General features: G+C 70.3%; 19 protein-coding genes. 9 read left to right on the forward strand and 10 right to left on the reverse strand.

What is annotated here, in order from left to right:
• Positions 1–14 precede the first annotated feature (14 nt).
• Entirely contained in the window at positions 15–392 is a 378-nt protein-coding gene (locus ABIC53_RS15000; protein WP_269268053.1) for a MerR family transcriptional regulator, read from the reverse strand.
• Between the two features lie 155 nt (positions 393–547).
• Between ABIC53_RS15000 and ABIC53_RS15005 the strand changes: the two genes are divergently transcribed.
• Positions 548–2,077 (forward strand): SulP family inorganic anion transporter, encoded by a 1,530-nt coding sequence (locus ABIC53_RS15005; protein ID WP_354452108.1) that lies wholly within the window; start codon positions 548–550, stop codon positions 2,075–2,077.
• A 30-nt stretch (positions 2,078–2,107) separates the two neighbouring features.
• On the opposite strand, the gene ABIC53_RS15010 is transcribed toward ABIC53_RS15005, so the two are convergent.
• Positions 2,108–2,392 (reverse strand): hypothetical protein, encoded by a 285-nt coding sequence (locus tag ABIC53_RS15010; protein WP_354452110.1) that lies wholly within the window; start codon positions 2,390–2,392, stop codon positions 2,108–2,110.
• A gap of 700 nt (positions 2,393–3,092) precedes the next feature.
• On the opposite strand from ABIC53_RS15010, the gene ABIC53_RS15015 reads away from it, so the two are divergent.
• The 4 genes from ABIC53_RS15015 to ABIC53_RS15030 all read left to right on the forward strand — a co-directional run bounded on the left by ABIC53_RS15015 (position 3,093) and on the right by ABIC53_RS15030 (position 7,152).
• The gene (locus ABIC53_RS15015; RefSeq protein WP_354452112.1) at positions 3,093–4,436 is read left to right on the forward strand and encodes an HNH endonuclease signature motif containing protein; all 1,344 of its coding nucleotides are present in this window, start codon (positions 3,093–3,095) and stop codon (positions 4,434–4,436) included.
• Between the two features lie 245 nt (positions 4,437–4,681).
• Positions 4,682–5,134: a helix-turn-helix transcriptional regulator gene (locus ABIC53_RS15020; RefSeq protein ID WP_274179384.1), complete on the forward strand. Its 453-nt coding sequence runs from the start codon at positions 4,682–4,684 to the stop codon at positions 5,132–5,134.
• 52 nt (positions 5,135–5,186) lie between these two features.
• Entirely contained in the window at positions 5,187–5,483 is a 297-nt protein-coding gene (locus ABIC53_RS15025; RefSeq protein ID WP_112617853.1) for a DUF7882 family protein, read from the forward strand.
• Between the two features lie 118 nt (positions 5,484–5,601).
• Entirely contained in the window at positions 5,602–7,152 is a 1,551-nt protein-coding gene (locus ABIC53_RS15030; RefSeq protein WP_323986558.1) for a UDP-N-acetylmuramoyl-L-alanyl-D-glutamate--2,6-diaminopimelate ligase, read from the forward strand.
• Here ABIC53_RS15030 and ABIC53_RS15035 read toward each other — a convergent pair.
• Positions 7,086–7,472 (reverse strand): hypothetical protein, encoded by a 387-nt coding sequence (locus ABIC53_RS15035; protein WP_114587647.1) that lies wholly within the window; start codon positions 7,470–7,472, stop codon positions 7,086–7,088. The genes ABIC53_RS15030 and ABIC53_RS15035 overlap by 67 nt on opposite strands.
• 163 nt (positions 7,473–7,635) lie before the next feature.
• On the opposite strand from ABIC53_RS15035, the gene ABIC53_RS15040 reads away from it, so the two are divergent.
• From ABIC53_RS15040 to ABIC53_RS15055, 4 genes are all read left to right on the forward strand, one after another.
• The gene (locus ABIC53_RS15040) at positions 7,636–8,004 is read left to right on the forward strand and encodes a hypothetical protein (RefSeq protein ID WP_112617855.1); all 369 of its coding nucleotides are present in this window, start codon (positions 7,636–7,638) and stop codon (positions 8,002–8,004) included.
• A gap of 133 nt (positions 8,005–8,137) precedes the next feature.
• Positions 8,138–9,160, forward strand: coding sequence for an SDR family oxidoreductase (locus tag ABIC53_RS15045; protein WP_354452116.1), 1,023 nt, complete (start codon positions 8,138–8,140; stop codon positions 9,158–9,160).
• A gap of 25 nt (positions 9,161–9,185) precedes the next feature.
• On the forward strand, positions 9,186–9,701 hold the full coding sequence (locus ABIC53_RS15050) for an ASCH domain-containing protein (RefSeq protein WP_354452118.1): 516 nt from the start codon (positions 9,186–9,188) through the stop codon (positions 9,699–9,701).
• A gap of 152 nt (positions 9,702–9,853) precedes the next feature.
• Positions 9,854–11,158: an alpha/beta hydrolase gene (locus tag ABIC53_RS15055; RefSeq protein ID WP_354452120.1), complete on the forward strand. Its 1,305-nt coding sequence runs from the start codon at positions 9,854–9,856 to the stop codon at positions 11,156–11,158.
• A gap of 15 nt (positions 11,159–11,173) precedes the next feature.
• Here the strand turns inward: ABIC53_RS15055 and ABIC53_RS15060 are convergent, their stop codons facing one another.
• From ABIC53_RS15060 to ABIC53_RS15090, 7 genes are all read right to left on the reverse strand, one after another.
• Positions 11,174–13,684, reverse strand: a complete 2,511-nt coding sequence (locus tag ABIC53_RS15060) for a phosphatidylglycerol lysyltransferase domain-containing protein (RefSeq protein ID WP_354452122.1) — start codon at positions 13,682–13,684, stop codon at positions 11,174–11,176.
• A gap of 89 nt (positions 13,685–13,773) precedes the next feature.
• Positions 13,774–14,664, reverse strand: coding sequence for a hypothetical protein (locus ABIC53_RS15065; protein WP_354452124.1), 891 nt, complete (start codon positions 14,662–14,664; stop codon positions 13,774–13,776).
• A gap of 47 nt (positions 14,665–14,711) precedes the next feature.
• Positions 14,712–15,725, reverse strand: coding sequence for a LacI family DNA-binding transcriptional regulator (locus ABIC53_RS15070; protein ID WP_274179377.1), 1,014 nt, complete (start codon positions 15,723–15,725; stop codon positions 14,712–14,714).
• On the reverse strand, positions 15,718–17,262 hold the full coding sequence (locus ABIC53_RS15075) for a sugar ABC transporter ATP-binding protein (RefSeq protein WP_502915550.1): 1,545 nt from the start codon (positions 17,260–17,262) through the stop codon (positions 15,718–15,720). The genes ABIC53_RS15070 and ABIC53_RS15075 overlap by 8 nt, the downstream gene beginning before the upstream one ends.
• Positions 17,263–17,308: 46 nt before the next feature.
• Complete coding sequence (locus tag ABIC53_RS15080) at positions 17,309–18,328, reverse strand: ABC transporter permease subunit (RefSeq protein ID WP_274179375.1); 1,020 nt, start codon at positions 18,326–18,328, stop codon at positions 17,309–17,311.
• Positions 18,325–19,368 (reverse strand): ABC transporter permease, encoded by a 1,044-nt coding sequence (locus ABIC53_RS15085; protein ID WP_112617864.1) that lies wholly within the window; start codon positions 19,366–19,368, stop codon positions 18,325–18,327. Before ABIC53_RS15085 ends, ABIC53_RS15080 begins: the two co-directional genes overlap by 4 nt.
• Positions 19,365–20,882, reverse strand: coding sequence for a sugar ABC transporter ATP-binding protein (locus ABIC53_RS15090; RefSeq protein WP_354452129.1), 1,518 nt, complete (start codon positions 20,880–20,882; stop codon positions 19,365–19,367). The genes ABIC53_RS15085 and ABIC53_RS15090 overlap by 4 nt, the downstream gene beginning before the upstream one ends.
• Positions 20,883–21,068 lie beyond the last annotated feature (186 nt).

Here is a 21,068-nt window from a genome sequence, read left to right on the forward strand (position 1 = left end):
CGGCCGCGCGTCGGTCAGATGTCGCTCAGCTGCTCGAGGAACTCGTCGGCCATCGCGACCTGCCGGGTCAGCTTCTCGCGCCGCTCGGTCGCGCCCGCCCGGATCGTCTCGAGGCGAGCGCGCAGTTCCTCGTCGGCGGGGGCGGCCGTGAGGGCGTCGACGACGTCGAGCAGCTCGCGCATCTCGTCGAGGCTGTACCCGAGCGGCTTCATGCGGCGAATGAGCAGGATGCGGGCCACGTCGTCCTCCGTGTAGAGGCGGAAGCCCCCATCGGTGCGCGCGGACGGCGTGACGAGGCCGATCTCGTCGTAATGGCGGAGCGTGCGGAACGACAGCTCGGTCCGCTCGGTCACCTCTCCGATGCGCATGGTCACCTCATCGCGATTCGACATCAAACCTCACGTTACGTTAGATTCTTGTCGGCGCCGATCTGCGCCGCCCCCTCATTCTTCCTGCGTCCGACAGCCGGCGCTGCGCGGGCTGCGCGACCACCCCGCCCGCGCGATCACTCCGCCCGCGTCGTCGGGCGCCGACCGAAAGGCACCGAGTGACCGCCGTCACCCCCGCCCGCGACAGCGCCGCGCGCTATCGCATCGAACCGACCGTCCTGCAGGCTCTGCGCAGCCCTCGGCTGCTGACCCGCGAGGTGCTGGCGGGGCTCGTCGTCGCCCTCGCGCTCATCCCCGAGGCGATCGCGTTCTCGATCATCGCCGGAGTGGATCCCCGCGTGGGGCTCTTCTCATCGTTCATCATGGCGGTCGCGATCGCCTTCCTCGGCGGCCGCCCGGCGATGATCACGGCTGCGACGGGGGCGATCGCGCTCGTCATCGCGCCCGTCGTGCGCGAGTACGGCATGGACTACTTCATCGCCACCGTGCTTCTCGGGGGCGTGATCCAGATCGTGCTGGCGGTGCTCGGCGTCGCGAAGCTCATGCGGTTCATCCCGCGGTCGGTGATGGTGGGCTTCGTCAACGCGCTCGCGATCCTCATCTTCCTCGCGCAGATGCCGCAGCTCTTCGGTGACGGCATCCCGTGGCTCGTCTGGCCGCTCGTCGCCGCGGGGCTCATCATCCTCGTCGCGCTGCCGCGGCTGACGAAGGTGATCCCGGCCCCGCTCGTCACGATCGTGCTGCTCACGGCGGCGGTCGTGGCGTTCGGCTGGCAGGTGCCGACGGTCGGCGATCAGGGCGAGCTGCCCTCGAGCCTGCCCGAACTGTTCGTGCCCGACGTGCCGCTCACCCTCGAGACACTGCGCATCATCGCGCCGTACGCGCTCGCCATGGCGGTCGTGGGTCTGCTCGAATCGCTCATGACCGCCAAGCTCGTCGATGACATCACCGACACTCACTCGCGCAAGACGCGCGAGGCTCTCGGCCAGGGCGCAGCCAACATCCTGTCGGGCGCGTTCGGCGGCATGGGCGGGTGCGCCATGATCGGGCAGACCATGATCAACGTGAAGGCGTCGGGGGCGCGCACGCGCATCTCGACGTTCCTCGCCGGGGTCTTCCTGCTGATCCTCGTGCTCGCGCTCGGCGACGTCGTCGCGATCATTCCGATGGCGGCACTCGTGGCCGTCATGATCATGGTCACCGTGGCGACCTTCGACTGGCACAGCATCCGTCCGGCGACCCTCCGGCGGATGCCGAAGAGCGAGACGGCCGTCATGCTCATCACCGTCGTGGCGACGGTGTGGACCCACAACCTCGCGATCGGCGTCATCCTCGGAGTCATCGCCGCGATGGTGATGTTCGCTCGTCGCGTCGCCCATTTCGTCACCGTCACGCGAACCCTCGACGCCGTCGGCGACGAGCCGGTCGCCCGGTACGAGGTCGACGGCGAGCTCTTCTTCGCCTCGAGCAACGACCTCACCACGCAGTTCGCGTACGCCGACGATCCCGCCCGCGTCGTCATCGACATGACCCGCTCGCACGTCTGGGACGCCTCGACGGTGGCCGCGCTCGACGCCGTCGTGAACAAGTACGAGCGGCACGGCAAGATCGTCGCGATCGAGGGACTCAACGCGACCGCATCCGCTCTGCACGGCCGCCTGAGCGGCAACGTCGTCGGCGGGCACTGACCCCCGGCGGCGCGGCCGCGCGCGGTCCGTTCAGTGCGCGGTGAACGTCACGAAGGATGCCGGACCGAATCGTCCGGTGGCGGGGTCGAGGTAACGCAGCCCCAACGTCACCGGTCCGGCGGTCGGCACCGAGAACCGCGAGGTGTACCGGCCGTCGGCATCGAGCGCCATCGGCTGATCGCGCCACGGCACCGCCTCGCCCACGCGGGCACGCTGCATCTGGAGGTTCGGCTGTCCCGTCGCGGCCAGATCGAAACCCGCTGCGGTCGCGGGAGGCGGCGTGGTAGTGGGGCTCGGAGCGGGCGTGGGTCGCATACGCCTCGTACGGGAAGGCGTCGCAGACGATGGTCGCCGTGACGACCTCACCGTGCGACTTGTCGGCGACGAGGATGGGGCGGGCGGGCGCCCCCCTCGCGGCTGGTCGCGCCCGACGAGCACACGGAGCCGACGTCGCCGCGCTGCCATGACCGCTTGCGGGCGTTCGGGCAGCCCCATGCGGCCGTGAGAGTTGCGCCGTCGATCTCGATCCAGGACGGACGGATGGCTCCCGAGCGGCCTGCTGACCTCGTGCCCGCGTGCGACCGAGCGGCCACGCGTGGGAGCGGAACCTGATCGTGCCGACCCGGGTGGGCGGCTCGGCGGACGCGGGGGTGAGGCTGGTGGCGCGAGTGCGGGCGCGGTCGCGGTCGCGGCTGCGGGTGCGGGCTCCGGCGCGCGGTCGGTCGCGACGGAGGGAAGCGCGGGTCCGGGTGCCCGTTTCGGAGGGAGCCGGACGGGCGTTCGTCGCAGGGTGCATGTTGATGAGACGTTCGAGGCGACGGATCGTGACGCGGAAACCCGAAGAAAGTTGCGGGGGGAGCCTCGTCGGATGAGATTCGGACCGAGACTGATGGCCTGGCTCGGGGATGCTGGATTGTGGTTTCGTCGATTCCTCCCCAATCGGTCGAGCGAACCGCGTTCTCGCATCGAAGATAAGTTCGACCCGAATGTCGTAACCCGCTGCGACAATGGGAACATGACATCGAATAGCGGTCGCAGGCTCGGAGGCGAAGGCGCCTCGGGTGGGTCGTCGCACGCCGCGGCTTTCGCGGGGTTCGCTGAGGCCCTCGACCTCTTCCATGTCGGGGATGTCGCGCGAATGCGGGCGTTGGCGGCGCTGGGCAGGTCGGCTCTGCGTGAGGCGCGTCGCGACGGGGTACGAGGGATGGCGTCGGACATGGAGCTGCGGTCGGTCGCAGCCGAAGCCGCCGGGATGGCGCGACTCACCGACCGCAGGTTGCAGGGCGAGATCGACCACGCGATGACCGTCATCGACGACTACCCGGCCGTGTTCGAGGCGTGGGTTCAGCGGCGGATCGAACGCGGCCACGTGGATGTGGTCGTGCGGGTCGGCGCGGGAGTGCCCGCCGAGGTGCGCGATTCGTTCGCGGAGGCGGCGATCGCGGTGTGTGAGCGGGATGTGCCCTCCCGGGTGCGGGCAGCGTTGGATGCATTGGCGGCCCGGTTGCATACACAGAACTTCACGGAGCGACACAAGGCCGCGGCGGCGGAGCGGTGCGTGCGGGTCTTCCACGGCACGGACGGGATGTCGAACCTCGTCGCCAACGTCCCGACGGTCATCGCCGCCGGGATGCTCGACCGACTCACCCAGATGGGACAGTCGGTGAAGGATGCCCGGGCGGAGAGTGATGCCGCCGACACGCGGACGATGGATCAGCTCCGCGCAGACATTCTGGGCGACCTCGTCCTCGGCGGGGCGCCGGTGGTGGACCCGACGTATGGGATCGATCGGGCCGGTGGGCTGGGGGCGATCCGGGCACGCGTGCAGGTCGCCGTCACCGCCGAGACGCTGATGGGGCGTGACGAGAACCCCGCCGAAGCGGTGGGCGCTGCGCTGATCGATGCTGATACGGCGCGCGAGCTCGCGGGGCAGGTCGGCGAGTGGGACCGGTTGTTCGTCGACCCGGTCACCCGAACCCCGATGGAGATCGACACCTACCGACCCACGGCTTCGATGAAGAAGCTCCTGATGGCACGGGATCAGCACTGCCGATTCCCCGGATGCCGCCGGGCCGCGATCCGCTGCGAGATCGACCACACGATCGACTACGCCCTCGGCGGGCACACCCACATCTTCAACCTCGCCCACCTCTGCCAAAGACACCACTCCATGAAGCAATTCACGAAATGGGAAGTCAGACAGATCGGCGGCGGCGTTCTGGAATGGACCTCACCCCTCGGCCGGGTCTACCGCGAAGACGTCCCCATACCGGCGGTGTGCTTCACGATAGACACCGCGGATCCGCCACCGGATGCCGCACCCGGCGGACGGCCGCCGGACGAACCGCCACCGTTCTGAGCCTGCCCCCGGACTCCGCGCACGAATGTTGGGAAGTCGCGTCACGATTCGGGCTTCGGGCATCCCCTCCATGAGCGCATCGCGTGTGCTCGGGCTCGACTCGCTGGGGTCGCTGTTCGCTGCGGTGGCCGAGACCTACGCGGTGGCCGGACGTCCGCGTGACGCTGGGCTGTACTCCTCGAGGCCCTCGCCGTCGCCGACATCCTGCTGGGAGCCGGAACTCTCGACGCGACCGTACGCGCAGCATGCCGCAGCCACGGCGGAAGCGATCGCGCTCGTCCTCCGCGGCGACCCCGCCGAGGCGACCCTCGCGCAAGGATCGGCTCGGCGTCCGCCTGGCTCATCACGCCGGCGACGTCATCGCGCCATTCATCAGCGTGCCGCGAGAGCAGCTGGCCCCGCTACGAGAACGCCTCCGCGAGCGCCGTCCCGACCTCGCCGCCGCGGTTGCCGACGCGACGGAGGAATTCCACCGGCGGGAACCACGCGCGTCACAGGCGCTGCCTGCCCTGACACCCCGCGAGCGATCCGTCGCCTCGGTGATGCGAGGCGGCAAGACCTATGGCGAGATCGCCGGGGAGTTCACGGTCTCCATCAACACGATCAAGTCGCAGATGCGGTCGCTGTTCGCCAAGCTCGGCGTATCGACGCGCGATGAGGCCGTCGTCGTCCTCGAGCGTCACGGCTTCTATCTGTGAGCGGATGATACGCCCCGGCCCCGCGTTGCCCGCAGCCGCCTAGGCTGTGCCGGTGGGCAGATTCTTCTACGACAACGCGGCCAACTTCGTCGAGATCGACGACCGTGCGCTCGCGCATCTCCGGCTGGTCCTGATGACGAAGCTGCGGCGCGGCGAACCGCTGATGTTCGAGACGACCTCGCCGCACGGCACGAGCCGTCGCGATTTCTGGCTGCACCCCACGATCTCGGTCCAGTTCCAGTTCGCCGGCAGCCGCCAGCCGCAGATCAACCCGAAATGGATCGACGCCCTCATGGAATCGGCCAACAGCGCCGACGGTCTGCGGATGGTGCCCGAGCCCCAGAGCTGACGTTCTCCGTCTTAAGCGGCGCTTACGTTACGGTGCCAATCTCAGGCTCCGACGTGTTCTTCCCGCGGGTGACCGCCCGTTCATGGAACTGTCGAGTCAGAGATCGATGGGGCGGTACATGCAAGACGCTGGGGAGGGTCGGAAACTCGACCCTGATTGGTGGGCGACGGGGGTCGCCGGGGGGAACGTACCCGGCGGTCGCCTGCGCGGCGACAGCCGCACCGTGCAAGCCGGCGACGTCTTCGTCGCGCTCGGCCGAGACGAACGGGTCCGCGAGCACATCACGCAGGCGCTCGAGCGCGACGCGGCTCTCGTCCTGACCGACGCGAGCGTCACGCACGTCGATGCGCGGGTGCGCGGCATCCCGAACCTGGCCGCCGTGATCGGGCGGCTGGCCGACCAGTACACCGGTCGTCCGTCGGCCGACATGACATTGGTGGGCGTGACCGGCACGAACGGCAAGACCTCGACGGTGCAGCTCCTCGCGCAGAGCTGGGAGCTCCTCGGACGCCGCGCCGCCACCATCGGCACACTCGGAGCCGGCCTGTTCGGCGCTCTGGCGAAGACGTCGCTCACAACCCCGTCGGTGGTCGACATGCACGAGCTCCTCGCCGACATCCGGCGGGCCGGCGCCGACGTGGTCGCGATCGAGCTGAGCTCGCACGCCCTCACGCAGGGAAGGGTCGAGGGATGCCACTTCGACATCGCCGCGTTCACGAACCTCACCCGCGACCACCTCGACTACCACGAGTCGATGGAAGCGTACGGCCAGGCGAAGCAGGGCGTCTTCCGCCTTCCGGGTGTGCGCGCCGCGGTGCGGAACATCGACGACCCCTATGTCGCGGGCATCGCGCTCCCCGCGGGACTCGACGACGTCACCGTCTCGACGTCCGGCGCAGCGGCGGCGACGGTCCGCGCCGACGACATCCGGATGCGCGCTGACGGCGCCGACTTCACTCTCGCGATCCAGGACGACCGCTTCGAGGTAGCATCACCCCTCATCGGCCGGTTCAACATCGACAACCTCGCGATGACGGCGGGCATCCTCCGCGCACAGGGCGTCGCCCCCGGCGCCATCGCGCGGGCAGTGGGGGAGATCCGCCGGGTACCCGGACGCATGCAGGTCGTGTCGCCCGGCGCCGGCCCGCAGGTCGTCGTCGACTACGCCCACACGCCCGACGCCCTGCGGCAGGCCCTCATCGCCCTGTCAGGCGGCGCCGGCCAGCTGACCGTCGTGTTCGGCTGCACCGGCGACCGCGACCGTGGCAAGCGACCCGAGATGGCCGTGATCGCCGAAGAGCTCGCACAGACGATCATCGTCACCGACGACGATCTGCATCACGAAGACGGCGACGCGATCGTGGCCGACATCCTGGCCGGTTTCCGCTCGGTCGAGAACGTCCGCGTCATCCGCGATCGAGCGGCCGCGATCACGATGGCCGTCGCCCCCGCCGGTCCCGACGACATCGTCCTCATCGCAGGCAAGGGCCACGAGTCGGTGCAGATCATCGGCGACGACGCCGTCGCCTCCGACGATGTGTCGATCGCCACGGCCGCCCTCCGGGAATGGCGCGAGAAGCACGCCGCCGGAAGCGGCGACTCTCAGTTGCCGAGGGTCGAGGGCTCGCCCGCGTCGTCCTCCGCGGTGCTCTCCGACGGCTCGAAATGACCGAGTGACTTCTCCTGCAGGAAGGCGCAGAGCTCTGCAGCGATCTGGAGCTCGTGAGTCAGTGCGTTGAGCTCGTGACTGGTCAGGACGAGAGTGTCGGGCGCGCCCTCGATGGAGACGCACCAGTCGAGGTCGTCGCCCGCCGGCCGCGGCTCGATGTACACGGCGTTCGGCGCGTTCGTGAGCGGGACGAGGACGAGGCCCGTGTCGGCCCCGTCGGAACCGTCCTGCACCGCCACGCGCACCTCTTCGCCGGCGCCGCGAGCGTCGATGAACTCAGCGACCCAGTGCTCGAGGGTCTGCTTGCTGTGAAAAGGCACGTTCTCTCCCGGCCGTCGGCGCTCGTCAAACCGCCCGAGCGTAACACCTCCTCGGCCGGGAGAATCCCGGGCAGACCCGGATGCGACGGGTAGTTCGATTCATCGTCGTATCCAACCCGAAATGACGGGCGATCTCGTTCGATATATGACAAAATCCCACGTGATGAGCGATGACATCCCGCGGGTCCCCGTGCGGACCAAGACCCTCCTGGAGGAATGGGTCGCCGAGTTCCTCGAACAGGGGAAAGTTCCCGGCGTCTCGGTCAAGGTCGCCATCCAGGACGGGTCGGACGGGCTCGACACCGGACTCGTCATCGTGCACCTCGAGAATGCGCCCGCCGACGTCTACATGCAGCCGCGGGCGATCGACGACCCCGAGTGGGAGGCGACCCTCACCGCGCGGTCCGACGACCTCACCCTGACGCCCTATCAGATGGCCGGTCTTGCCGCCGAGGTCGCCTTCGCCGGCAACCTGTGCACGTTCCTGCAGTTCAAGTCGATCGAGTGGGACCGGATGTCGGGCATGCGCTGATCGCGCACGCCGAGACCTTTCCCTAGACCATCGCACCCTGCCTGGCAACAGGTGCGTTCCCGCGCGCTCGCGTGCCGACAATGGTCGCGATCGCGAGCTTCCACCGTGGATGCCTCGGTGGAAGGAGATCGTCATGGCTGCAGCGAGCGGGCGCGGAGTCGCCGTCGTCACCGGGGGAAGCGCGGGCCTCGGCCGAGCCATCGTCCGTGAGCTCGCGCACCGCGGCTGGGACGTCGCGGTCCTCGCGCGCGGACGTGACGGCCTCGACGGCGCTGTCGCCGACATCGAGGCGGCGGGCCGGCGCGCGCACGCGGTGTCGGTCGACGTGGCCGACGCGGATGCCGTCGACCGGGCCGCCGCCGACGTCGAGAACACCCTCGGCCCGATCGACCTCTGGGTCAACAACGTCATGTCGGGGGCGATCGCCACGTTCCTCGACACCTCGGCCGATGACTTCGACCGCGCCACGGCCGTCACCTATCTCGGCACCGTCAACGGCACCCGCGCGGCGCTCCGGCGGATGCGCGACCGGGGCCACGGACACATCATCCAGATCGGGTCGGCGCTCGCCCACCGCGGCATCCCGCTGCAGGCGGCCTACTGCGGCGCGAAGCACGCGATCCACGGCTTCACCGATTCCGTCGTGTCCGAGCTCACGCACGAGAAGAGCCGCGTCGCCGTCTCCATCGTCGACATGCCCGCGCTCAATACGACCCAGTTCGGATGGGTGAAGTCGAACTTCCCGCAGCATCCGCAGCCGGTGCCGCCCATCTTCCAGCCCGAGGTCGGCGCCCGGGCCGTCGCCGACGTCGCCGACAAGCCGCGCCGGCGCACGTGGGTGGGCGAATCGACCGTCGGCCTCATCCTCGGCACTCGCGTCGCCGGGCGCTTCCTGGACTGGTACCTCGCGAAGAACGCGTGGGAGGGTCAGTTCGCGCCGGGATCGGCTGCGTCCGGGACGGCTCCGAACCTGTACGAGCCGGTGCCGGGCGACCACGGCGCCCATGGTGCGTTCGACGACCGCGCGCGGGGCGGGAGCGTGCAGACCTGGGCCATCCGTCACCGCGCCCCGCTGTACACCGCGGCGTCGGCGGCGGCATCCGCGGCGCTCGTCGGCCTGATCGCCGGCGCGAGGGCGGTGACGCGGCGGCGCTGAGACCGGCGGGTGCGAGGATCGAGGGATGAGCGAATACAGCGGATCATCCCGTGCCCTGCCCCTCGATGAAGCCGCCGCGGCCGAGATGTGGGAGCAGTACCGGACGGCGCACCCCGAGGCCGTGCTCGCTGCACCCGAGTACACCGTCGAGCACTTCGGCGACAATGCGCGCCTGGCCGATGAGCTGCTCGGCATCGTTCTCGCCGGCGGCAAGCGCGCCACCGCCGAGCTCGTCGCCGACTTCGTCGCCCGCGGCGATCTGATCCCGCGGATCGGATCGCACTGGATCGCCTGCGACAGCACCGGCGCTCCGCGCATCATCATCCGCACGACCGAGCTGCGCCTGGGGCCGTTCACGAGCGCGGATGCCGCGTTCGCCGCCGACGAGGGCGAGGACGACCTGTCGCTCGAGAGCTGGCAGCGCGAGCACCGGCGCTACTGGACGCGCGTCGCCGCCGCCCGCGGGGCGGAGTGGTCGGAGGGCGAGGACATCGTCTTCGAGCGGTTCTCGGTCGTCTGGCCGCCCGAGCACGCCGACTGAGCCCGCCCGGCTGGCGGCCATCCCCGACCTGATGAAACCGCCGCGAAAACCGGACCGCGCGCGGGGTCGAGCACGCGGTCCGGTTTACGCTGTGGACGGGTCGGTGAGCCCGCCGCGCCATCCCGGCTCGACGCGACCCTCGGGAGGTCGATGTGAACTGGCTGCTCGACATCAACATCCTCTCCGGACCGGCCGTGGTGATCACGTGCGTCCTCGCCGCCCTCGCGTTCGTGTCGCTCGTCGTGCTGCGACCCAGCCGGCGCTGGCAGCGTCGCCGGTGGACGCTGACCGCCGCGGCGGCGGCCGTCGCCGCGGGCCTCTTGGGGATGGCGCTGACGTGGCTGCTGGCCGATCACTACAACCTGTTCGGCGTCGTCCTGACCGCCGACTCGCGCATGTGGATCGCGCTGGGGTTCGCCGCCATCGGGGTCGCCCTCGCCTCGCTGTGGCGGCCGACGTGGCGCCGTGCTGTCGCGGCGCCGCTCGCGATCGTGCTCTTCGCGACGACCGCCGCCATGGGCGTGAACATCGCGTTCGGCCAGTACCCGACCGTCCGTCTCGCGCTCGGGCTGCCCGCGTTCGGTGCTGCCGAGCTGCCCTCTCTCGACAGCGGCGCCGACCGTCCGACGATCGCGGACTGGACCGCCCCCGACGGAATGCCGTCCGCGGGCGAGGTCGGCACCGTCACGATCCCCGCCACGGCCTCTGGGTTTCCCGCCCGCCCGGCCGTGGTCTATCGCCCGCCCGCAGCGCTCACCGACAACCCGCCGCTGCTGCCGGTGCTCATCGTGCTCTCGGGGCAGCCGGGGCAGCCCCAGGACCCGCTGATCGCGGCGCACCTGCAGCAATCGCTCGACGCCTACGCCGCGGCTCACGACGGCCTCGCGCCGATCGTCGTCTCGCCCGACCAGCTGGGCTCACCCGACGCCAACCCGATGTGCATCGACTCGCCGCTCGGGAAGTCCGCCACCTACCTCACCGTCGATGTGCCGACGTGGATCAAGGCAAACCTGCCCGTCCTGGACGCCCCGGACTTCTGGGGGATCGGCGGGCTTTCGCAGGGCGGTACGTGCTCGATCCAGCTCGGGTCCGCCCACCCCGAGCTCTTCAGCGCGATCCTCGACGCCTCGGGTGAAGAGTTCCCCTCGCTCGGCGACGAGGCGACCACCATCGCGCAGGGCTTCGGCGGTGACCGGGCCGCGTACGAGGCGGCCAAGCCCGCCGCGATCATGGCCGCCCACGCCCCGTACCGCAACATGACGGCGGTGTTCGGGGTGGGAAGCAACGACGCCGGCTTCCTCCCGGGTGTGCAGCGGATCTACCAGGCGGCGCAGGCCGCCGGAATGGATGCCACCTACGTCGAGGCCCAGGGGAGCGCCCACGACGCGACATCGTGGTCGTACGTCTTCCAGCAGGGGCTGCCCATCATCGCGGACCACTGGGGCCTGGGCCGCTGAACCGCTGAGCCGCCGCTAGCGCAGCGCGCCCGCCATGCGCACCGCCTGCGACAGGGTCAGCGTGGGCAGGTAGCAGCGGGTGAGCGCGACCCCCAGCGCGGGGAGCATCGCCGGGTCGGGGTACACGGCCCACAGCGGCACGAACTCGGGCTGGAACTTGCGCTTGAAGTTCAGCAGCGACCGGAACCCGTAGGCCGGCTCGAGCAGCCCGCCCAGCAGGTCGAGCAGTCGCGCGACATTGGTGCGGGCGGCGTCGTCACCGAGCTGCGTCGAGGCGAGCGGCGACCCGGACAGGCTGAGGAGCGTCAGCCCGTCGCCCTTCATCCGGTCGGCGGCGGCGCCGATCACGAACTCCATGATCCCGTTCATCGCATCGCCCCGCCGGCGCATGAAGTCGAGGGTGTATCCGGTCACCGTGCCGTGCTCGAACATCGGCAGCCAGCTCGTGACCGCTTCGATCCGGCCGCTCTCGTGGACCGCCATCATGATGCGCACCGCCGGGTCGTCGAGCTCGTCGACGCCGCCGAGGGTGAACTCCATCTCGGGCAGCGACCGGTCGGCGACCCAGCCCTCGGAGATCTCGCGGATCTGGGCGTGCTGGCCCGCGCTGAGCTCGCGCCATGAGGTCCACACCGCGGTGATGCCCGAGCGGGATGCGCGGTTGGTGGCGGTGCGGATGTCCTGGCGCTTCTTACCAGCCGTGTTCCAGTCGGGCAGGTGAAGCACGGCTTCCTCGGCCACCGGCATCCGCTGCCAGCCGAGATGATCGAAGATGCTGCCCTCGCGTGCGTCGACGCTGTAGAACACCGCCGTCCAGCCGTGGGCTCCGCAGAACTCCACGAAGTTCGACACGACGTCGGGGCGGTCGTGATCGGGGCCGAAGGGGCCGCCGAGGGTCACCGCGATGGTGCCGCGCACGCGGTAGGCGATCGCAGCGTCAGCGTCGGGAGCGAACCAGTACGAGTTGCCGCGCCAGGTCGACATGAACGACAGCGTGTCGCCCCCGCCCCGCTCGAGCACGCCCCGGGCGCGCAGGCGGTCGGGTGCGTCGAGCACGGTGCGCGGATTCAGGAGCACCCGAGCGACCGCCACGATCAGCAGCATCCAGAACACCAGCGACGGCAGGTACCACAGTGCCTGCGCGGCGGCCGACTCGGGCACGAACTCGACGATGTCGGAGGGGATGAGGGTCGGCGGCACGAGGCGCAGCGGCAGCGCCCGCAGCACCATCACGGCGTCGATCCCCGGACGGAAACCGTCGGCGAGGAGGAGCGTCCCGGCGAAGGAGGCAGCGAGCGTCAGAGCGGTGCCGATCGCCACGGTGAGGGCGAACGTGCGCTTGGCCGCCGCAGCGGTCGAGACGCGCGCCGCCCCGCGGAACGCGATCAGCACGACCGCCACGGCCAGCGGCACGATCGCCCCGACGATGACGCCCGTGAGCGTCTGCCAGACGAAGTCGGCGGTCTCGGGGTCGACGGCGGCGCCGATCGCGGCGACCGTGTCGGGCTCGATCACGAGGAAGGTGTAGACCATCCCCGCGAAGATCGCGAGATTGATGGCGACCGCGACCGCGAGCGCGATGCGCCGCCCGCCCCGGATGCCCCAGGCCGCGAGCAGCAGGACGATCAGCGGCAGCAGCGCCACGACACTCGACCAGCCCTGCAGGTCGGCGATGGAGGAGAAGTCGTCGGGGCAGGGCGCGCCGGGGGAACCGAAGGCGCACACCTGGCCGTCCACCACGCTCAGCGGATCGATGGAGAGGTACCCGTAGATCGACAGCAGCCCGGCGCCCGAGCCCGACGCGGTCGCCACGACCGGGCCGATCGCGGTGATCGCGGTGATCGCGGCCAGCAGGACGCGCTTCTCGTAGTACGAGCTGCGCACCAACCGGAAGCCGCGGACGCGGCCCCCCAGTGCGAAGCCGAGCGCGAAGCCGACGGGAACCGCGAGGAGCGAGAACAGATCGTTCGCGCCGCCGGAGTAGAGGTAGAGCGTGATGGCGGAGAAGAGCGCCAGCAGTCTCGTGCGGCGGCGCCAGATCGTCCCGAAGAAGGCGCTCGCCGCCATCGCCGTCGCCAGCAGCGGGGCGGTGGGGGAGAAGACGTCGACGGCGGGTGCGTTCAACGGGATGCCGGCGAGGTAGGTCTGCTCGAACAGATCGATCGCGAACCCGAGGAACGACGCCGCGACCCCGCCGACGACGTACGCGATCGCGGTCCGCAGGCTTCCCATCGCGCGCTCCGCCGCGCCGACGACGAGGATCGCGAGGACGACGAACGCGACGAGCGCCGGTACCGTCTCCACGACGAAGAGCGAGGTGAGCGAGCTCCACCAGTGACGCACCGCGGTTCCCGCCGGGTCGGCGTCGTCGACGGGGATGAAGCCCCAGTCGATCGGCTGGAAGATCATCCCCGCGACGCTGAGTCCGATCGTCAAGGCCGCGATCAGCAGCGTCACCGGTCGATGGCGCAGCCACGAGCGCGCGCTCGTGGCGAAGGTACGCAGGTCGCGCAGGGGTGACGTCACCTGACGCACGATAGTGGCTCCGCCTGTGGGCACAGAGTCCACGCACAGCTCACGCTTATCCAGCTCGAACCCTCACCCGGCTCGAACCCTCACCCGGCTCGGACAGAGCCGAACCACAGCGCGAAGTAGTAAGCGAAGTTGCGGTTGCCGTACGACGAGCACGGGCCGCCCGAGCCCCACCCCGCCGACATCGCCGCCGGGTCGGGCTGATAGGGCGTGTAGTTGTACAGCGCCGCCGTCGCGTCGTTCTCGATCGCGACATCCGTTCCCCCGCAGGCGGGGTCGGGGTGGAAGGCGATGAAGTGCGTGCCGGGCTGGCGCATGAAGCCGGATGCGCGGTACGAGGCCAGGTCGGTCGCCCCCGCGACGATCTGCGCGCCCACGCCCTCGTACTCCGGGTCGCAGGGAGCGGTGTCGGGACAACTCGCCCCCATCGCCGCCCGCAACCGTCCCTCCGTGGGCGCTCGGGCGGCGCGGCCCTCGACCAGCGACTGCTCCTTCTGCAGGGTGACGAGGATGACGCGGGCCGAGATCCCGCAGGCCTCCTGCACCCGGTGGATGATCTCCGCGACCGGCAGCTCACCCCCCTCGATCGCGCGGCAGATGACGTCGCCGGTGCGTTGCGAGACCCGAGCCTCACGCGACGAGATCCCCGCGGTGGCGACGTTCAGACACGCGTCATTGGCGCACTCGCCGATCCGATCGTCGAGGAACGCCTGGATCTCGGCGGCGGAGAGCGCGTCGTGATCGAAGAACAGGGCGTCGTCGATGAGGTTCCCGGGATCGATGTCACCGACGTTCGGCGGGAGCTCCCGCGGCTCCTCGGCCGGCTGCGGCTGCGCGCCGGGGAGCGCCGAGAGATTCGACGCCGTCACCCCGATCGCGACGATGACGGTGACGAGCAGTGCGGGGACGAGAACGAGCACAGCCGCGATCCCGATCCGGCGACGGCGCCGCCGCATCCGGGATCGAGAGGCCATGGGAACGATCGTGCCGCACCCGGTCACGAGAACGCTGGGAGCGGCGCTCAGCCGTCCGACACCGACGACTGCCGGACGATGAGGCGGGTCGGCAGCGGGGTGGCCTCGGTGACGACATCGGGCTGCTCCACCACGAGCAGGACCTTCTGCATGATCAGGGCCCCCAGGGCCGGGAAGTCCTGCTCGACCGTCGTGAGCGCGGGATGGAGGAACGCCGCTTCGGGCACGTTGTCGAATCCGACGATGCCGACGTCCTCGGGCACCCGCAGACCGCGTTCGCGCAGCGCCGACAGTACTCCGATCGCCATGTGGTCGTTGCTCACGAAGATGCCGTCACCCGCGGCGATGTCGCTCTCGATCGCGATGCCGAACCCGCTCGCAGCCGACCAGTCGCCGTAGGTGAGCGGCGGGATGTCGAGCCGCCTCGCGACGAGCTCGTCGCGCCACCCGCGCACGCGCTCGGCGGCGTCGGGATTGCGGGCGGGGCCCGCGATGTGGTGGATGCGGCGGTGACCGCTCTCGGCGAGGTGGCGCACGGCGCTCCGCGCCCCCCGGTACTGGTCGATCGACACGAGCTGCGGATGCGGCCGGCTGGTGGCGGCGACGGCGACCAGCGGGATGTCGAGCTCGAGCCCCTGGATGGCCGCGAGCACGTCGAGGTCGACCACGATGAGGACGATCGCGTCGACACGCTGGCGCAGCAGGCCGTCGATCGCCGACCGCACGGCGGCGACGTCGCTCTCCGGTGAGCTGATCGCGTCGACGTTGTAGCGTTCCGAGCGCGCCGCGAAGTTGAAGTGGGTCGCGACCGAGGTCGGCCCGAACTGCACCGTCCCCGGCGTGATCAGACCGATGGTCCGGGTGCGGCGGGTCACGAGCGCCCGCGCCGCGGGGGAGGGGCTGTAGCGCAGCTGCGCGATCGCCTTCTCGACCCGCTCGCGTGTGGCGGGCCGGACGTTCGGCATGTCGTTGAGCACCCGCGACACCGTCTGGTGAGAGACGCCGGCGAGTCTCGCGACGTCGAAGATGTTCGCTGCCCGGGGCGTGCGCGCGTCAGTCATCGGCCTCTTCGGTCTTGTCGTCGGCGCGCGCCACGAGGGCGATCAGCAGGTCGGAGCTGAGATCCGCGGCCGGTACGACGTGGGCGATGCGGCCGTCGCGGACGACCGCGATGGTGTGCGAGACCCGCAGCACCTCGTCGAGCTCGGCCGAGATGTAGACCACCGAGACGCCGTTGTCGGCGAGCTCTCCGACCAGGCGCTGCACCTCGGCCTTCGCGCCCACGTCGATGCCCCGCGTGGGCTCGTCGAGCACGACCACGCGGGGAGACAGGGCCAGCAGCCGCGCGAGCAGGACCTTCTGCTGGTTGCCGCCGGAGAGCTCCCGGACCGGGCGGTCGATGTCGGCGGGTCGGATGTTGAGGGCCTCGATCCAGCTGCGGGCGAGCTCGCGCGCGCGGGCGGCGCCCACGGGGCGCAGGATGCCGCGCTGCGCCTGCAGGGCGAGCGTGATGTTCTCGAGCACGCTGAGGTCGCCCAGCACACCGTCGGTGCGGCGGTTCTCCGACGAGTAGACGACACCCCGCCCGATCGCCGACCGCGGGCCGTGGCCCCCGAGCGGGGTGCCGTCGAGGAGCACCGTGCCCTCGTCGAGGCCGTCCACGCCCGTCAGCGCGCGGGCGAACTCCGTGCGTCCGGAACCCAGCAGGCCGGCGAACCCGATGACTTCGCCCTCGGCGAGCTCGAGGTCGAACGCATGTCGCGTGCGGCTCGACCGTGCTCCCCGGACCGACAGCACGACCGGCCCGTCGCTCAGCGGCGCGATGTCGTCGTCGATCGCGGCGAGGCGGGCTGCGGAGTCGCCGAGCATCTTCTCGACGAGCTCGACGCGCAGGAGCTCGGTGGTGGAGTACTCGCCGACGAAGCGGCCGCCGCGCAGCACGGTGACCCGGTCGCACAACTCGTAGACCTGGTCGAGGAAGTGAGACACGAACAGCACCGCGATCCCGCGAGCGGTCAGCTCGCGGACGACGCGGAACAGCTCGGCGACCTCGTCGGCGTCGAGGCTCGAGGTCGGCTCGTCGAGCACGAGCACCCGCAGGTTCGATCCCGAGACCGCGCGCGCGATTGCCACCAGCTGCTGCACGGCGAGCGAGTGCGACGACAGCAGCGAACCCGGGTCGATCGAGACCCCGAGGGACTCGAGCGCCGAAGCGGCGCGGCGCCGCATCTCGGCATGGTCGATCAGCCCGAACCGGCGCGGTTCGCGTCCGAGCGAGACGTTCTCGGCGACCGTGAGGTTCGGCAGCAGGTCGATCTCCTGGTAGACGGTCGAGATGCCCGCCGCGAGCGCGTCCGCGGGGCGAGCGAGGTGCACCGGTGCGCCGTCGAGCAGGATCTCGCCGGCGTCCAGGCGGAGCGCGCCGGTGATCGCCTTGATGAGCGTCGACTTCCCGGCGCCGTTCTCGCCCATCAGCGAGTGCACCTCGCCCGCGAACAGCCGCAGATCGACGTTCGCGAGCGCCTGCTCGGGGCCGAAGCGCACGTCGGCGCCGCGCACCTCGAGCGTCGGCGCCGCCTCGGGATCCATGCGCACCATCATGCCGCCCCGATGCCCCGCCGCGCTGCCGCGGCGCGGCGGGCCGTCACCGCCGCGTCGCGGATCGGCTGACGATCACCCGCTGCACCACGACGAACACGAGCAGCAGCGCGCCCACCGTGATCCGCGTCCACGACTGCTCGGCGCCCAGGAACGAGATGATCGTGCGGATGAGCCCGTAGACGAAGACGCCGATGAGCGACCCGACGACGAACCCGCTGCCTCCCGTGAGGAGGGTGCCGCCGATCACGACCGCGGCGATCGTGTCGAGCTCGGTGCCGACGCCGTTGAGGGGATAGCCCGCGCCGGAGTAGGCCGTGAGCACGATGCCCGCGATCCCCGCGCACACGCCGCTGATGACGTACACCAGCAGGCGGGTGCGCACGACCGGCAGGCCCATGAGGCGCGCCGACTGCTCGCTGCCGCCGATCGCGTACACGGTGCGACCGAAGCGCGTGTAGCGCAGCACGAGCGCGGCCAGCACGACCGTGAGCAGGGCCAGGATGCCGGTGGGGGTGATGTACCAGCCGCCGACCGAGAGGCGGGTCGACTGCAGCCACAGCAGGCCCTCGTCGGCGACCTTGATCGACTCCAGGCTCACGACGAAGGCGAGGCCGCGCGCGAGGAACATCCCGATGAGCGAGGCGATGAAGGGCTGGACGTCGAAGAACTGCACCAGCACGCCGATCAGCAGGCCGATCGCGCCGCCGATCACGATCATCGCCGGCACTGCGACGGCGACGGGCACTCCCTCCGACAGCAGCCTCGCGCACAGGATGCCGGTGAAAGCCATCACGGCGCCGACCGACAGATCGATGCCGCCGGTGAGGATCACGAAGGTCATGCCGACAGCGAGCACCAGGAGGTAGGCGTTGTCGAGCAGGATCGACGACAGGATGCGGGGCAGCTGGAAGTTCGGGAAGTTGATCATGGCGCCCGCGATCATCACGACGAGGATCACGGCGGCGGCGAACACCGGCACGAGGGCGATGTGGCGGCTGAGGAAGCGGCGCCACGGAGTCAGGGCGCGCTCGTGCGCGCGGGGGGCAGCGGTGAGCGATGTCATGACAGCACCTTCGCGTCGGAGCGGGCGGAGACGGCGCGGGCCGCGGGGCGGGCACCGGAGGTGAACCAGCCGCGCACACGGCGCGACTGCAGCAGGACGACAACCAGCACGGCGCCGGCCATGAACACCGGGCTCACGGCGGGCGGGACCCCGAGGAAGGTGATCGTGGTCTTGAGGGTCTGGATCGTGAAGACGCCGATGACGGTTCCGGCGATGCTGAACTTGCCGCCCGCGAGCGACGTGCCGCCGAGCACGACGGCGAGGATCGCGTCGAGCTCGATGTACATCCCCGCCGCGTTCGCGTCGGCGGCCATGATGTTCGAGCTGTAGAGAATGCCCGCGATACCCGCGAGGGTGCCGCTGGCGATGTAGGTGCCCCAGATGATCCCGCGCGAGCGGACGCCCGCCAGGCGGCTCGCTTCGGGGTTGATGCCGACGGCCTCGGTCAGCATCCCGAGGGCGGTGCGCCGCTGGACGACGGCGACGACGATGATCGCGGCGACCGAGACGCACAGGGCGAAGGGCAGGCCGAACACGTATCCCTGCGCCATGAACTGGTACGGCTCGCTGTTGATCGTCGTGATGAATCCGCGCGTGATGAGCAGAGCGACACCGCGTCCGGCGAGCATGAGGACGAGCGTGGCGATGATCGGCTGGATGCCGAGCACCGCGACCAGGAAACCGTTCCACGCGCCCAGGACGAGAGAGGTGCCGACACCCGCCGCGATCGCGATCGCGACGACGCCGAGATTCCCCGGCTCGGGCGATGCCTCGATGATCGTGAGGGCGACGGCGCCCGACACGGCCATGATCGCGCCCACGGACAGGTCGATCCCGCGGGTGGCGATCACGAGCGTCATCCCGAGGGCGACGAGCATGAGCGGAGCGCTGTTGCGGAGGATGTCGATGAGCGAGCCGTACAGCTGACCGTTCTGCACCGTCACGCTGAGGAACGAGGGCCGTGACACGGTGTTCACCGCGATCAGGGCCACGAGGGCGAGCGCCGGCCAGACGAGCCGGTGCGTGATGAGCTTCTTCACGCGATCTTCTCCTTATCCGAGGGGTTCTCGGCGTCGCCTTCGGCGATGAAGGCGACCAGTGTGTCGACGTCCACATCCTGGGTCATGAGTTCGCCGATCTTGCGGCGATCGCGCAGAACGGCGACGCGTTGCGCGATGCGCAGCACCTCCTCGAGCTCCGACGAGATGAAGACGACGGCGAGGCCCTGAGCCGCGAGTTCGGCGACCTTGCGCTGGATGTCGGCCTTGGCGCCGACGTCGATCCCGCGGGTGGGCTCGTCGAGGATGAGCAGTTCGGGCGCGGTGGCCAGCCATCGCGCCAGCAGCACCTTCTGCTGGTTGCCTCCCGAGAGGTTGCGCACGAGGGCGTTCGGGTCGGCGGGGCGGACGCCGAGGGCCTCGAGGTACTCGGCCACGAGTGCGTCGCGTTCGCTCTGCGGGACCCGGCGCAGCGCACCGCGTCGCGCCTGCACGCCGAGCACGATGTTCTCGGCGACGGTGAGGTCCGCGATGATGCCCTCGGATCGGCGGTCCTCCGAGGAGAACGCGATGCCGTGATCGAGTGCGTGACGCGGGGTGGTCAGACGGGTCGGGACGCCGTCGACCTCGACGGAGCCGGCATCCGATCGATCTGCGCCGGCGAGCAGGCGCGCCAGTTCGGTGCGGCCCGAGCCGAGCAGGCCCGCGATCCCGACGACCTCTCCGCGGTGCACATCGAGATCGGACGCCTCGATGACGCCGCGGCGTCCGACGCCGCGGGCACGCAGAACCGGGACGGCGTCGCGGTCGATCTCGCGTTCAGCGGTCGACGACAGGGCGTCGAGGGCGCTCAGCTCGCGTCCGATCATGCGCGCCACGAGGGCCTCGCGTCCGAGCTCGGCGATGGGGTACTCCCCGACGAGCCCGCCGTTGCGCAGCACCGTGAGACGGTCGGAGATCTCGTAGATCTGGTCGAGGAAGTGCGAGACGAACAGGATGGCGACGCCGCGGTCGCGGAGGCGCCGCATGACGGCGAACAGCTGCTCGACCTCGCCGCGGTCGAGGCTCGACGTGGGCTCGTCCAGGATGAGGACCCGCGTGTCGATGACCATCGACCGGCTGATCGCGACGAGCTGCTGCACCGCGATCGAGTGGCTGGCCAGCACGGAGTGGGTGTCGACGTCGAGACCGAGCTCCGCGAGGTGTCCGGCGGCCGCCTCGTGCGTTGCGCGCCAGTCGATGCGTCCGGCGCGGCGCACCTCGTTGCCGAGCATCACGTTCTCGGCGACCGAGAGGTTGGCGCAGAGGTTCACCTCTTGATAGACCGTCGAGATCCCCGCGGCCTGCGCGTCGGCGGTGCTGCGGAACGAGCGCTCTCGTCCGTCGACGACGATGCTGCCGCCGTCGATCGCGTAGACGCCCGTGAGTGCCTTGATGAGCGTGGACTTGCCGGCGCCGTTCTCTCCCATGAGGGAGTGGATCTCGCCGCCGTAGAGCGTGAGATCGACGGCATCGAGTGCCTTCACGCCGGGGAACTGGATGGTGATTCCGCGCATGGCGACTGCGACGGGGCGTTCCGTGGTCATCATCGACCCGCTTTCTGGAAGGGGTGGCGGGCGGGCCCCGGCGGGGGGCCCCCCCGTGGGGGGACAAAATGTGCGTGGATAACCGGGAATAATAGCCATGGGAATTGTGTAACGAATAGGCCGCCACGAAGTTCTGGAATTACAACGACCACAACG

The organism is Microbacterium sp. 1262 (genome assembly GCF_040544895.1).
Lineage (GTDB): Bacteria > Actinomycetota > Actinomycetes > Actinomycetales > Microbacteriaceae > Microbacterium > Microbacterium plantarum.

Coding starts and splice junctions, on each gene's coding strand:
- ABIC53_RS15000 (WP_269268053.1), bottom strand. CDS start 392: ATGTCGAATCGCGATGAGGTGACCATGCGCATCGGAGAGGTGACCGAG.
- ABIC53_RS15010 (WP_354452110.1), bottom strand. CDS start 2,392: ATGCGACCCACGCCCGCTCCGAGCCCCACTACCACGCCGCCTCCCGCG.
- ABIC53_RS15015 (WP_354452112.1), top strand. CDS start 3,093: ATGACATCGAATAGCGGTCGCAGGCTCGGAGGCGAAGGCGCCTCGGGT.
- ABIC53_RS15020 (WP_274179384.1), top strand. CDS start 4,682: ATGCCGCAGCCACGGCGGAAGCGATCGCGCTCGTCCTCCGCGGCGACC.
- ABIC53_RS15030 (WP_323986558.1), top strand. CDS start 5,602: ATGCAAGACGCTGGGGAGGGTCGGAAACTCGACCCTGATTGGTGGGCG.
- ABIC53_RS15040 (WP_112617855.1), top strand. CDS start 7,636: ATGAGCGATGACATCCCGCGGGTCCCCGTGCGGACCAAGACCCTCCTG.
- ABIC53_RS15045 (WP_354452116.1), top strand. CDS start 8,138: ATGGCTGCAGCGAGCGGGCGCGGAGTCGCCGTCGTCACCGGGGGAAGC.
- ABIC53_RS15050 (WP_354452118.1), top strand. CDS start 9,186: ATGAGCGAATACAGCGGATCATCCCGTGCCCTGCCCCTCGATGAAGCC.
- ABIC53_RS15065 (WP_354452124.1), bottom strand. CDS start 14,664: ATGGCCTCTCGATCCCGGATGCGGCGGCGCCGTCGCCGGATCGGGATC.
- ABIC53_RS15070 (WP_274179377.1), bottom strand. CDS start 15,725: ATGACTGACGCGCGCACGCCCCGGGCAGCGAACATCTTCGACGTCGCG.
- ABIC53_RS15075 (WP_502915550.1), bottom strand. CDS start 17,262: ATGGTGCGCATGGATCCCGAGGCGGCGCCGACGCTCGAGGTGCGCGGC.
- ABIC53_RS15080 (WP_274179375.1), bottom strand. CDS start 18,328: ATGACATCGCTCACCGCTGCCCCCCGCGCGCACGAGCGCGCCCTGACT.
- ABIC53_RS15090 (WP_354452129.1), bottom strand. CDS start 20,882: ATGCGCGGAATCACCATCCAGTTCCCCGGCGTGAAGGCACTCGATGCC.